The sequence below is a fragment of the Bacillus glycinifermentans genome (assembly GCF_001042475.2).
Taxonomy (GTDB): Bacteria; Bacillota; Bacilli; order Bacillales; family Bacillaceae; genus Bacillus; species Bacillus glycinifermentans.
This window is the reverse complement of sequence record NZ_LECW02000010.1, coordinates 1-12658: the sequence shown is the minus strand read 5'-3', so window position 1 is coordinate 12658 and position 12658 is coordinate 1. Positions and strand designations below refer to the sequence as shown.

General features: G+C 48.1%; 13 protein-coding genes and 1 tRNA gene. 5 read left to right on the top strand and 9 right to left on the bottom strand.

What is annotated here, in order from left to right:
• The first annotated feature begins 485 nt into the window (after nt 1-485).
• Together bmrC and AB447_RS07575 are read left to right on the top strand one after the other, a co-directional pair.
• Nucleotides 486-2240, top strand: a complete 1755-nt coding sequence (gene bmrC, locus AB447_RS07580) for a multidrug ABC transporter ATP-binding protein BmrC (protein ID WP_048353432.1) — start codon at nt 486-488, stop codon at nt 2238-2240.
• Nucleotides 2237-4258 carry an ABC transporter ATP-binding protein gene (locus AB447_RS07575; RefSeq protein WP_048353431.1) on the top strand — a complete coding sequence of 674 codons (2022 nt, stop codon included), beginning with the start codon at nt 2237-2239 and terminating at the stop codon, nt 4256-4258. Before bmrC ends, AB447_RS07575 begins: the two co-directional genes overlap by 4 nt.
• A 10-nt stretch (nt 4259-4268) precedes the next feature.
• Here the strand turns inward: AB447_RS07575 and AB447_RS07570 are convergent, their stop codons facing one another.
• From AB447_RS07570 to AB447_RS25740, 4 genes are all read right to left on the bottom strand, one after another.
• Nucleotides 4269-4880: an NAD(P)-dependent oxidoreductase gene (locus AB447_RS07570; protein ID WP_048353430.1), complete on the bottom strand. Its 612-nt coding sequence runs from the start codon at nt 4878-4880 to the stop codon at nt 4269-4271.
• Between the two features lie 24 nt (nt 4881-4904).
• Nucleotides 4905-5048 carry a hypothetical protein gene (locus AB447_RS26200; protein ID WP_172796331.1) on the bottom strand — a complete coding sequence of 48 codons (144 nt, stop codon included), beginning with the start codon at nt 5046-5048 and terminating at the stop codon, nt 4905-4907.
• Nucleotides 5049-5167: 119 nt separating this feature from the next.
• Complete coding sequence (locus AB447_RS07565; protein ID WP_046129751.1) at nt 5168-5368, bottom strand: alpha/beta-type small acid-soluble spore protein; 201 nt, start codon at nt 5366-5368, stop codon at nt 5168-5170.
• A 28-nt stretch (nt 5369-5396) separates the two neighbouring features.
• Nucleotides 5397-5470: transfer RNA gene (locus AB447_RS25740), tRNA-OTHER, on the bottom strand.
• Nucleotides 5471-5598: 128 nt separating this feature from the next.
• Between AB447_RS25740 and AB447_RS07560 the strand changes: the two genes are divergently transcribed.
• The gene (locus AB447_RS07560) at nt 5599-5820 is read left to right on the top strand and encodes a hypothetical protein (protein ID WP_048353429.1); all 222 of its coding nucleotides are present in this window, start codon (nt 5599-5601) and stop codon (nt 5818-5820) included.
• A gap of 37 nt (nt 5821-5857) precedes the next feature.
• Here the strand turns inward: AB447_RS07560 and AB447_RS07555 are convergent, their stop codons facing one another.
• The 5 genes from AB447_RS07555 to AB447_RS07535 all read right to left on the bottom strand — a co-directional run bounded on the left by AB447_RS07555 (nt 5858) and on the right by AB447_RS07535 (nt 10773).
• Nucleotides 5858-6964 (bottom strand): ABC transporter ATP-binding protein, encoded by a 1107-nt coding sequence (locus AB447_RS07555; protein ID WP_048353428.1) that lies wholly within the window; start codon nt 6962-6964, stop codon nt 5858-5860.
• Between the two features lie 108 nt (nt 6965-7072).
• Entirely contained in the window at nt 7073-7957 is an 885-nt protein-coding gene (locus AB447_RS07550) for a PucR family transcriptional regulator (protein WP_048353427.1), read from the bottom strand.
• 21 nt (nt 7958-7978) lie between these two features.
• Nucleotides 7979-8197, bottom strand: a complete 219-nt coding sequence (locus AB447_RS07545; protein WP_172796330.1) for a YheE family protein — start codon at nt 8195-8197, stop codon at nt 7979-7981.
• A gap of 141 nt (nt 8198-8338) precedes the next feature.
• On the bottom strand, nt 8339-9691 hold the full coding sequence (locus AB447_RS07540; RefSeq protein WP_048353425.1) for a YheC/YheD family endospore coat-associated protein: 1353 nt from the start codon (nt 9689-9691) through the stop codon (nt 8339-8341).
• The gene (locus AB447_RS07535; RefSeq protein ID WP_048353424.1) at nt 9688-10773 is read right to left on the bottom strand and encodes a YheC/YheD family endospore coat-associated protein; all 1086 of its coding nucleotides are present in this window, start codon (nt 10771-10773) and stop codon (nt 9688-9690) included. Before AB447_RS07535 ends, AB447_RS07540 begins: the two co-directional genes overlap by 4 nt.
• Nucleotides 10774-11028: 255 nt before the next feature.
• Here AB447_RS07535 and AB447_RS07530 point away from each other — a divergent pair, with 255 nt between their 5' ends.
• Together AB447_RS07530 and AB447_RS07525 are read left to right on the top strand one after the other, a co-directional pair.
• Entirely contained in the window at nt 11029-12159 is a 1131-nt protein-coding gene (locus AB447_RS07530) for a DUF445 domain-containing protein (RefSeq protein WP_048353505.1), read from the top strand.
• Nucleotides 12160-12266: 107 nt separating this feature from the next.
• Nucleotides 12267-12620: a YlbF/YmcA family competence regulator gene (locus AB447_RS07525; protein WP_048353423.1), complete on the top strand. Its 354-nt coding sequence runs from the start codon at nt 12267-12269 to the stop codon at nt 12618-12620.
• Nucleotides 12621-12658 lie beyond the last annotated feature (38 nt).

The window sequence follows — 12658 nt, the reverse complement described above, 5'->3', positions numbered from 1 at the left end:
GAAAATACGGGAATATGAATCGAAAGTCTCCCGATTGATGAAAAATCAAATTGACAAATAAAAGGCCGTGCTATAAGATGGAAAATATTAATAAGAATGGAGGGTAACGTCATGATCAGGAAAATCAATGCATCACATAACGGACAACTGAATCGCAGCGTGACGGCTTTATACCTTCCGGCTCATGATTGACCTTTTCCATTTAAACAATAGAGGAAAGGCGCATGTCACGTTCATCTTTCGTACATGCGCCTTTTTTATGTCAAAAAGGCATGCTGCATAACCGGCGTGTCTTTTTTTTCGGAGAAAAAACATTCCGTCTTCCGACCCGGGGCGCGAGTGTTTTTCTAATAGATGAAAAGCCGGCCGAAAACGGCCAGATTTTCGAATATTTCAAAAGGAGGAATGGGTTATGCCAAATGTAAGACGCGAGATCAATGACTGTAAGGAAAAGCTTGAAGGCGGCTAAAAAGGAGAGGATATCAATGTTTTCTGTATTATGGAAGCTCGGCTGGTTTTTTAAAAACGCATGGCGGCGCTATACGATCGCGATCGTCCTGTTGTTAATCGTAAATGTACTTGAGATGTTTCCGCCGAAACTGCTCGGAAATGCTATTGACGATATGCAGTCAGGCGCTTTTTCGCCGATGCGGATGCTCGGTTATATCGGTTTATTGATCGGGCTCTCGCTCGTTGTTTACATGCTGTCATACAATTGGATGTATCAGCTTTTCGGCGGGGCGAATCTGATCGAAAAAATCCTCAGGTCAAAGCTGATGGGGCATTTGTTAAAGATGACGCCCCCGTTTTACGAAAAGAACCGAACAGGGGATTTGATGGCGAGGGCGACAAACGATTTAAAAGCGATTTCGATGACGGCGGGTTTCGGAATATTGACGCTTGTGGACTCAACCATGTTTATGCTGACGATTCTGTTTACGATGGGATTTTTGATCAGCTGGAAGCTGACGCTTGCATCGATCATCCCCCTTCCGTTGATGGCTGCGGCGATCAGTATATACGGGGGGAAAATCCATCAACGTTTTACAGAAGCGCAGAAAGCGTTTGGCGATCTAAATGATCAAGTGCTTGAATCTGTATCAGGTGTACGGGTGATCAGGGCATATGTTCAGGAGAAAAACGATGTCAGGCGGTTTAACAGCATGACGGCCGATGTTTATCAAAAAAACATGAAGGTCGCGCTGATCGATTCGCTGTTCGAGCCGACGGTGAAGCTGCTTGTCGGAATCAGCTATTTAATCGGTTTGGGGTATGGGGCTTACCTTGTATTCCGCAGCCAGCTTACGCTTGGGGAGCTCGTCTCCTTCAACGTATACTTGGGGATGCTGATCTGGCCGATGTTCGCGATTGGCGAGCTGATCAATATTATGCAGAGAGGGAATGCATCGCTCGACAGGGTAAATGAAACGCTTCGCTATCAGCCTGATGTGAAAGAAGCACCACATCCTGAAACAGCCGAACCCGGAGATATCGTCTTTGACAAGGTCAGCTTTACGTACCCAAGCTCAAGCTCGCGCAATCTTTCCGGGATTTCATGCACGGTTTTAAAGGGACAGACCGTTGGAATCGTAGGGAAGACGGGGAGCGGAAAAACGACATTGATCAAACAGCTTTTACGACAGTATCCGGAAGGGGAGGGGACGATCAGCATTTCCGGAGTGCCGATCGAGCGTCTGCCGCTTGATCAGCTGTATAGCTGGATCGGATACGTGCCCCAGGACCATGTGCTGTTTTCAAAAACGGTAAAAGAGAACATTTTATTCGGCGGATTACGGGCAAAAGAACAGGAAGTAGAGAACGTGATTCGGGCCGCCCATTTGGAAAAGGATATTGAGCTTTTATCCGAGGGGCTTGAAACGATGGTCGGCGAGAAGGGAGTGGCATTATCAGGCGGACAAAAGCAGCGGATTTCAATCGCGAGAGCTTTGATCGCCAACCCCCATATTTTAATTTTGGACGATTCGCTGTCAGCGGTGGATGCGAAAACGGAAGCGGCGATTATCCAAAACATCCGCCAAAACCGGAAAGGAAAAACGACTTTTATTACCTCGCACCGCATGTCAGCGGTCGAGCATGCCGATTTCATCCTCGTCCTGGAGGACGGCAAAATCTCAGAGCGCGGAACGCATGAAGAGCTGATCGAAGGGAAAGGCTGGTATTTTGAGCAGTATGAAGCACAGAAGCTGCCTTCAGGGGAAGAAGGGGGGACTGTGGCATGAAGACCGGAAAACGGCTTTTTCAATATGCACTTTCTTATAAACGCATTTTGATCTGCGCCCTCTTGATGCTCGCGGTGGCCGTCGCAGCCGAGCTGACAGGGCCGATGATCGGCAAGAAAATGATTGACGACCATATTTTGGGGATTGAAAAACCGTGGTATGAAGTCTCGGAAAAGAGCGAATATACAGTTTCCTATAAAGGAAGGGAATACGTCAGGGAGGACAGAGCAAATTCAACGCTTAACAAGCGGAAGGAGGTCCGCGTTTTCCAAGTCGGCATGGCGTATTATTTCGTAGATGAAGCCGTTCCTTTTGATGGAAAAAGGACGGTAAAGGACGGAGCATTACGGATCACGGGCGGAGGACAGACTGAATCCTTTCCGGCCGTCCGTCTGTCGGCGTCTGAAGTTTTCTCATTTTACGAACCTGAAATCAAAGGGCTTTTGTCGCTCGTATTGCTGTACCTCGGACTTCTTATCGTCTCGATCTTTTTTCATTACGGGCAATTCTATCTTTTGCAGATGAGCGCCAACCGCATTATTCAGAAGATGCGCCAGGATGTTTTTGCCAACATTCAAAGGCTGCCTGTCCGCTATTTTGACAATTCGCCGGCCGGTAAAATTGTCGCGCGGGTAACGAATGATACGGAAGCGATCCGCGACCTGTACGTTACCGTCCTGTCGACGTTTGTGACCAACATGATATATCTGGCCGGGATTTTTGCAGCTTTGTTTATGCTTGACGCCCGACTTGCGGCCCCCTGCCTGATCATATTGCCGCTGATTGCGGTTTGGGCGGCCTTCTACCGCAAATTTGCGTCAGGCTTTAATCATAAACTCAGATCGATCAACAGCGAGATTAACGCCAACATGAATGAGGCGATTCAAGGAATGCCGATCATTCAGGTATTCCGCCGCCAAAAGGACATCATGCGCGAATTTGAAGAATTAAACGACAGCCACTTCCGTTATCAAAATAAAATGCTCAATTTGAATTCGCTGATGTCGCATAACCTTGTCGGCGTTCTGCAAAAAGTTATGATCGCTGTTTTAATCTGGTACTTCGGAGGAGCGGCGCTCAATGCAGAAGGAATGATTTCGATCGGCGTTCTTTATGCATTTGTCGATTACGTGACCCGGCTGTTTGAGCCGATTACCGGGATCGTCAACCAATTTCCGAAGCTTGAGCTTGCGAGGGTATCATCTGAGCGTGTATTCCGGCTTTTGGATGAACCGGGTGTTGATGTTGAAGAGACGAGCGGAGACAGGGTAAAAGGGCACGTTGTGTTCGAGGATGTCTCATTTCGGTACGGCGATGACGGGGAATATGTATTAAAAAACATTTCATTCGAGGCGAAACAGGGTGAAACCGTTGCATTGGTCGGTCATACTGGCTCAGGCAAAAGCTCGATTATGAACGTTCTTTTCCGCTTTTACGATATCCAAAAAGGCGATGTCAAAATCGACGGAACAAGTATTTATGATCGGCCGCGGCAGGACATCAGACAGCAAATGGGCATCGTGCTTCAGGACCCCTACCTGTTTTCCGGTACGATTGCTTCGAATGTCAGCCTTGAAAATGAAGAGATTACAAAAGAGCAGATTGAAGCCGCATTAAAGCATGTAGGGGCTGACAAACTGCTTGCCCACTTGCCTAAAGGGTTTGACGAGCCGGTCATTGAAAAAGGCAGCACCCTCTCCTCGGGAGAAAGGCAGCTCATTTCATTTGCAAGGGCGCTCGCCTTTGATCCGGCCATTCTCGTGCTGGACGAGGCAACGGCCAATATCGATACCGAAACAGAAGCCGTGATCCAAAAGGCGCTTGACGTTGTCAAAAAAGGGCGCACGACCTTTATCATCGCTCACAGGCTGTCAACCATCAAAAACGCTGATCAAATTCTTGTGCTTGATAAAGGGCGGATCATCGAAAAGGGCAATCATGAGGAGCTCATGAAACAAAAAGGGCAATATTATCAAATGTATGAGCTCCAAAAAGGACGGGGAACGCTTGTGGGGTGAGTCCCGGCGTTCAATAAGCCAGTCCGGCCCGCGCGCGGATAAACCGGCCGCATTCCAGCTGTGTGTAAAGAAAGTGGGCGGTGTCGCCGGTTGTAATCTCTTTGCCATTGATCGGCAAGAAATCACGCTCAACCCGGTACCTTTCACTTGCCGGACCATCGGGAAGATAGGTCGGGCAGACGATTGTCCAGTCCAGATCTGTTTTCACGAGGCGCTCATACACGTCGGCATGTTCTTTTGCCGCACGAGTTGAGCGCCTTTTTGATTCAAAGCGGTAAATTGACGGATTTTGCCTCGAATTTAAAATTCCGGCGGTTCCGATTGTGATCAGCCTTTTTTTGTTTTGTTCATTCATGGCGCCTATGATGTTTTGGATGGAGACGGACAATGTATCGTCTCCATCTGTATTTAAACAGCTGACAACGATGTCGGCTTCTCTTATTAAAGCTTGAGCGTCATCCGGGTTTCTTGCGTTTCCCGAAAGCGTCCGGCAGCATGTATTCGGCAGATTTGGATGCTCTGAACGGACAAGAGCGTAGACTGAATGTCTGCCGTCTGCTGCAAGCCGATTTAGAAAAGCTCGTCCGACACGGCCTGTACCTCCAAAAAGCGCAATCTTCATGACGTATCCCTCCTATTTGGTCTATCATACGTCAGATCGGCCGAAAGAAAAAGTCCAAGGAAAGCGATAAACCGCATAAAACGGCCGAATATTGACGACATATTCGTGCAAGAGGGAAATCCCGACAAATTGAAGCAGTTCCCAGTTTATGCTTGCGACAAGCTGCATGCCGACTCCTCCTTTCTATCAGCATATGAAAAACAGAGAAGACGGGTGCGGGATTTTCCCATGCAAAAAGAAGGTGCACGAGTGCACCTTCTGCTTTAGCCATGATATGAAGTTGATGATTATTGTTGTCCGCCCATAGAAGCTTGAGCTTGAGCAACGAGACGTTTTGTAATTTCTCCGCCGACGGAACCGTTTGCGCGTGAAGTTGTTTCAGCACCAAGGTTTACGCCGAACTCGGAAGCGATTTCGTTTTTCATTTGATCGATCGCTTGAGCGGCTCCGGGTACAAGCAGCTGATTTGAAGAATTTTGGTTAGCCATTCTTTTCAAACTCCTTTATCAATTAGTGTGGTTGGGCCGGCTGGATTTGCACCAGCTTGCGGCTTTTTCGTGGGAAAGCCGCTGCCTCTTTGGCTAAGCCCAATGCTGCCTTGTACTACGTATTATGATGGATTGAAGCGAAATCCATGCACGGATCGATCTGGTAAATGTTGAAAGGTGAAATTTGAGCGGGAGGGGCAAGCTAAGGGAAAAAGCAAGGAGGATGCCACATGTGTCCTGTGTGCAATGGAATGCTGGCCGAGGCAAGGATTTGTCCGAGGTGCGGCAGCGAAATGGCCGATGCCGGGAGAGTGACCGATTTTTACGGCCCTTACAGCCCGTATATGGAGTTTGATTCTTTTAAGCAGAAAGAAACGAGCTGCATTCATTTATATACATGCCAAGACTGTTCTTATGATGAAAGGGTTGAAATTGAATTGACCGAAGGATAGCAGGTGCTAAGCTTCGGTCAACTTTATTTCCTGTCCGTCATCCTTCAGAGCGGATGCGGAGCTCTGTTTCTTTATCAAAGAAGTGCGATTTATTCATGTCAAAAGCAAGAGCGAGCGTATCGCCTGCCTGGACGTCGGTCCGCGAATCGACCCTTGCGATGAACGGCTGGCCGCCGGCCTGGGAGTAAAGCATCGTTTCCGCGCCCATCAGTTCAGCCACTTCAATAGCTGCATCGATTTTTGACTCTTTTGAGGCTTTGATGAAGACTGGCTCGTCATGAATGTCCTCAGGCCTGATGCCCATGACGATTTCTTTTCCGACGTAGCCTTTGGCGCGCAAAATTTTCATTTTCCCTTCAGGAACGAGAACGGAAACATCGCCGAATGTAAAGGTTTTTTCCGTGAGCTTGCCGGTGAAAAAGTTCATTGCCGGAGAGCCGATAAAGCCGCCGACAAACACGTTTTCCGGGTTTTCATATACCTCTTTCGGAGCGCCGACCTGCTGGATGACGCCGTCTTTCATGACAACTAGCCTCGTCGCCATCGTCATCGCTTCTGTCTGGTCATGGGTGACATAGATCGTCGTCGTTTTCAGGCGCTGATGGAGCTTGGTGATTTCTGCGCGCATCTGAACCCGCAGTTTGGCGTCAAGGTTTGATAAAGGCTCATCCATCAAAAACACTTTGGCATCGCGGACGATGGCGCGCCCCAATGCGACCCGCTGGCGCTGGCCGCCGGAAAGCGCCTTCGGCTTTCTGTCCAAATATTGTTCAAGGCCTAAGATCTTGGCGGCTTCATGCACCCTTCGCTTGATCTCATCCTTCGGAAATTTTCTCAGTTTTAAACCGAACGCCATATTGTCATAGACGTTCATATGCGGATAGAGCGCATAGTTCTGGAACACCATCGCGATGTCGCGGTCCTTCGGGGCGACATCATTCATCCGCTTTCCGTCGATGGTGAATTCGCCTTCCGTAATTTCTTCAAGGCCGGCAATCATTCTCAGCGTTGTCGATTTTCCGCAGCCTGAAGGCCCGACAAACACGATAAATTCTTTGTCTTCTATATGAAGATTAAAATTGTCCACAGCCGTCACTTTGTTGTCGTACACTTTGTAAATCCGGTCCAGCACAAGCTCTGCCATGTTTCTCCCCCTTTTTTATGTAAGCGCTTTTATTGTTTTCAGTTTATAAAATTGAATCAGTCGTGTAAATGGACATGATGCACAATTTGGGTTCGTGCACTTTGCTGTTTAGTGTGCCAACACATTCATGATCATATAGACGGCGCAAGCTTCTTCGAACTGTCTGATATCGATTGCCGTTTTTTCAATAAATCTGTCGATTCTGTATTGCAGGCTGTTTCGGTGGATAAACAGCCGCTTCGCCGTCAGGGAGGCATTCAGGTTGCACTTCATATACGTCTTGATGGTCTGCGCTGTCTCATGGTCTGACAGCGCGTCTTTAACCAGATCCGAAAACGGCCCCGTCGTGATTTTTCCCGGTTTTGCCGTGATAAAAGACGGAAGGAACTGATAAAAGGAGGAGACGCTGCCGTGATCGTGATTCGTCAGAATATGCTGAAACATCTGTTTCTCAAAGCCGATTTTTTCCCGAAGCGAAGCATTGATGTGATGAAGCTGGCCGCTGAAAAAGACGGGATCTGCCAAAAAATCGCTCGTCAGCGCGTCCGCAAGCTCGGCGAGCTGCTGTTTGGAAAGGGACGGTGACGGATCTTCATGAATGATCAAGGCTTCGTGAAGGTTGTACCACACTACGAGAGGGCGTTCGAAAAAGCCGCTGACCGCTTCCTTTATAGCGTATCTTTCTTCGGGGGAATGTTTCATTTTGAAAAAATGCCCTTGGACGAACTGAGCGTTTTGCGGGTTTTCCAACGGGGCATTTTCGAAAAAATACCGGTGCCACTCTTTCTCACGGGGCGTCAATTCCGATGGATACGGTTCAGAAAAAGGCCGGAACAGCGCGAAAAGCAGCCGTTTTTCCCGATCGGTAACCGCCTCTTTCAAGACGCCGAATGTCTCGCCTTCTTCCGTTTGAAACCAGAGTGCTTTATGTTTTGGAGCCGAGCCGGAAGCCACCAGCCGTTCTCCGTACAAAGCTTTTAATTTTTCCAGCATTTGAAAAACTTCCTTTTCTGTTTACTCGTAAATATGGAAAAGCATTAATTCATGAATTTCGCTTTTAAGCGAAGGTTCATCATCGTGCGGCGGGTAGGCGCTTCCCCATTCGATTTCCCCTGATTGATGATAAATCCCTTCATAATGCGTTCCTTTATGGTAAAACGAGATTTTCCAGCCGGGCAGTTTTTCTTTTTTAAACAACGGTTTCCATTGAAAGTGAGAAATCATAAAGTGCACGCTCCTTCATCGATTTCAAAATGATCCGCCGAACCAAGCTGCTATAGACGTTTGATTTGTTATCATTGTATCTTATTCACAGGAAAGATCATAGGGCTCTTTTCATAGAAAAATGCCGCGAAGAGTCATGTTCTCCGCGGCTTAAGAGTTTTGCCACAGCTTCTCGGGAAAAAGGATCGATTGCTCGGTTAAGTAAGAAGCGTATTCAAAATTCATTCGTTTCGTCAGCCGGCTGACGGATGTTAAGCCGGGATGGGCGAAGATTGCCCGTCCGGGCCGGGAGTTGGCTTCAAACATCCAGACGTTTGTCGATTCGTCCATTCCAAGATCAAAACCGATTTCTCCGATAAAGCCTTCGGTTTTTTCATCGATTACCCCGCTGATCACTAGGGCCGTTTTTGTCAGCTTTTGTAGAATATGAAGCCGTTCTTTCGGATCATCATAGATTTGGGCGAGCGTTTTCACGACGCCGCCCTTTGACATATGGGTTGTAATCCCGCCCCTTTCCGCGATTTTGACGGCGATCGCTGTAACCGTCCATGTGCCTTTTCTGTTTTTGTTCGTATGGACTCTGAAATCGGCCGGGTGGCCGTCAATCCTGATCAGTTCAATTCCCTGTTGTGCGATATAGGGGATTTCTTCTTTTCGCTTTTGTATGTCATTCAAAAACAGATCCGCAGATGAATAGGATTTGTCACCCTCCGCATGCCTGGCAAGGAGCCCGTTCTCCCCTTGTCTGGAAAGCTGGAAAATTCCGTTTCCAAGGCTGCCGTTGGCCGGTTTCACATAGACCGTGCCGTATTGAGCGACCATGTCATCGAGTTTTTTTGCCGACGGCGCAAGAACCGAGTACGGAAGGAGCGGTTCCGTTCTTTCGTCTTCCCGCAAGGATTCGTATATGTCCCATTTGTTAAAGAAGCCGGGATTGAACCACGGAATGCGGTACTCGTTCATCAGCCGGGCTTTCGTTTCCTGCAAGGCGTCTTCATCCTCAGATTGCCGGTTCGGCAATCTGTCATACACGACATTTGGAAGGGGAACGATCACTTCCTGCCAGCCATTTTCCCGGAAAATGAGGCCGCGCACCGTTCCGTCCTCCCACTGAATCTGGTGGGCGCCGAACATGTAGCAGTAGCCTCCGGCCGGAAGATCCATCGTCAAAAGCTTAGAAAAAAACAAAGAGCGCCCCCTGACCGGCGCAAGTTCCGACTTCGCGAAGCCGGCGGTGAAAATGCCGATTAAAGGGCCGATATAGACGGTGCTGTCGTGAAACAGCAATGCCGCTTTGCCGCGGTATGGAATCCGTAAATTTTTATACAGGTTTTCAGAAAGCAAAACGGTTTGCTTCAAGTCGCTCTCAAAAGAAACATGACACCTTTCAACAGTCGTTCCGAAAGCGGCGTACAACAGGCCTTCCTGTTTGTAAGAAGCCGGAAGCAGCATCATGTTTTCGCTGTTTTGGTGAATCCCGACCGTCAGCGTTTTAGCGTTCATTTCCTTCCAACTCCTTTCTTGTCCCGCGATTCCGCCAAAAAGGAGCAATATTCGAAGGGCCCCTTGTATAAAAGCTCCCTGTTTTCAGGAGCATACTGTAAAAACGCTTTTTTTCCCGGCTTTGAATTAACGTCGAGGAGCCAGACCTTCCCGTCTTTCGTCAAACAAATATCAAGGCCGAGCTCGAACAATGGGCCGTGCCCTGATTCGAGCGCATGGGGGACGGCGTTTGCGATCGTATCTAAATCGTCGAGAAGGACGGCCTGCCGTTTTTTCGGAACATTTGACAGCCAGCTGTCAAAGCTTACGGATTCGGAATCTTCGGCCAAGTTGGTGAGCAGTCCGTGCTGATAGCTTCGTCTCACCGTTTTTCCGACGGTCTCCCATTCGCCGGAGCCGTTTTTCTGCAATAACAGCCTGATGTCGCACGGATACCCGTCTTTATCTTGGATGTCGAGAAACGTTTGCAAAAGGTAGCGGTGCTGAAGGACTTTTTTGCACCATGTTTCAAAAGAAGCCTGTTTTGAAAATGATTTGATTTGCTTATGCTTTCCGACCTGATAGGCGGCTTTCACCGTTTTCCCGGAAAGTTCAAGGTGAATGATTCCCCGGCCCCCGGAGCCGTATGCCGGCTTCAATATGCACGATTTCTCTTTCGCCAGCCGCCGAAGGACGGTCTGCGCGCTTGCGGCGAGCGATGTCGGCGGCAGGTAAGCCTGAAGGACGGGGTCCGCTTTCAATGCATTGTAGACCGTCCATTTTTCGGGAAGTCCGAGTCCGAGAAATTCTGTTTTCGGGTATTTTTTCAGCCATTCCACGATCGGCTTCGCTTTTTTCGACTGCTGGTTTCTGCCGTAGAAACAGCGGTCATAGATCAGCTCGGGGATTTCGCGTTCAACCTCGTTCCACTGTCCTGATTTCGGGTGATAGGTCAATGCTTTCACAAGCATGGATCCCGGGGAAATATCCAAAGGAGTAAACCGGATAAAACCGATTCCGTAATCTGAAGCCTTTTTCGCCAATTCTTCGGCATAGGCTTTTTCATGCTGATGGGACAGCGACATAAATCCAAGCGTCATCATGCTTATTCCTCCTTGTTAAAAACCCTCCTGTACATGAACTCCTGTATCATGATTCGCATTCCATGTTCGGGTTCTGCCACCCGTTAACAAGCTTTTCAAAAATATCCACCTGACCCATTCTATTTTTATGGCGCCCGTATCATTCCCGAATTTGCTCGTCTTTTGTTCAGCTACTATAATAACGTTATGCATAGATGACAGTTGTGATATGCAGTCTATGTAACAAGTCAGGTGAAACGGAAGGCAGTGGAAGGAATGAATGTTGTTGGTACTTTTATTTTCATGATCGTCATCGGCGCCCTGATCGGAGCTGTGACGAATCATTTTGCGATTCAAATGCTTTTTCGCCCTTATAAGGCGCATTACATATTCGGGAAGAGGATCCCTTTCACTCCCGGATTGATTCCGAAGCGGCGCGACGAATTGGCGAAGCAGATGGGACAAATGGTCGTCAACCATCTGCTGACAACCGAAGGAATCAAAAAAAGGCTGGCCTCTGACGCAGTCAAAAAACAGGCGGTACAGCTGGGTGAACGGCTGGTTTCAGCTGCAAGCGATTCACAGATGACCGTCGCAGAAGCGCTTGAAGCGATCGGGGTAGCCAATGCAGCTCAGAAAGCCGATCAATTTGTAAACAAATGGACGGATGAAAAGCTGGCCGCTTATTTGGCGACATATAAAAACGAACCATTGAAAGACCTGATCCCACAAGAAGCCCAGGACAAGCTGAGCGAAAAACTCCCGATGGTCTCAGACTATATTTTAGAGCGGGCTGTCAGCTACTTTGAAAGCGATGCGGGAAAAAGCCGGCTTGGCAATATGATTGACGATTTTCTGAAGGAGCGCGGCATGATCGGCAGCATGGTGCAGATGTTTTTAGGAAACAGCAGCCTCGTTGACCGCGTCCAGCCGGAGATTCTGAAGTTTTTGAAAAACGATGAAACCGCCCGGCTTTTAACCGATCTGCTGCAAAACGAATGGGACAAGCTGAAAGAGTACTCGTTTAAAGAAGCCGATGAAAAATGGAATCTGGAAAGCCTCATCATGAATGTGAAGAAAAAGTTCATGACGCGCTTTTCCCTCGCGCCATTTTTCGAAAGAACAACGGGGTCGTACGTCTCCATGTTTGAAACGGATGCAGCAAAGCGTCTGCCGGAGGTGACCGGCCGTTTGCTTGACGCGGCGTGCCGCAATCTTGATGACGTGCTGAAACAGCTTCGTCTCGAAGACATCGTTAAGGAGCAGGTCGACAACTTTCCGGTTGAACGGCTGGAGGAAATGGTTCTGTCGATTTCCAAGCGCGAATTTAAAATGATTACGTATTTGGGCGGGCTGCTCGGCGGAATCATCGGGGCGATTCAAGCCGTTTTTGTCATTCTGTTTTGAAGATGGAAACGGAATTGAAAGTATAACTGTGAAAAACGCTCCATAGTCTGTTATAGTGGAGTGGTGCCATATCCATAAGAATGCGGCAGGAAAGGAGCGTATGAAATATGACGGTCAATTTATACGACTCGGCTTACGATTTGGAAAAAGCCTTGCGCCAAAGCGATGAATACTCTCAATTGAAGGGCCTTTACGATGATGTAAACGCTGATCCTTCGGCAAAAAGGATGTTTGACAATTTTCGCGATATCCAACTAAGGCTTCAGCAAAAACAAATGAATGGGGAAATGATTTCCCAGGAAGAAGTTGAACAAGCGCAAAAATCTGTGGCACTTGTTCAGCAACACGAGAAAATTTCAAAGCTGATGGATGCAGAACAGCGGATGAGCATGCTGATTGCCGAATTAAACAAAATTATCATGAAACCGCTTGAAGAGCTTTACGGAAATCCTGAAAGCTGATCAAAAACCCCGCTTTACATTGAACTGACCCGTTAAAA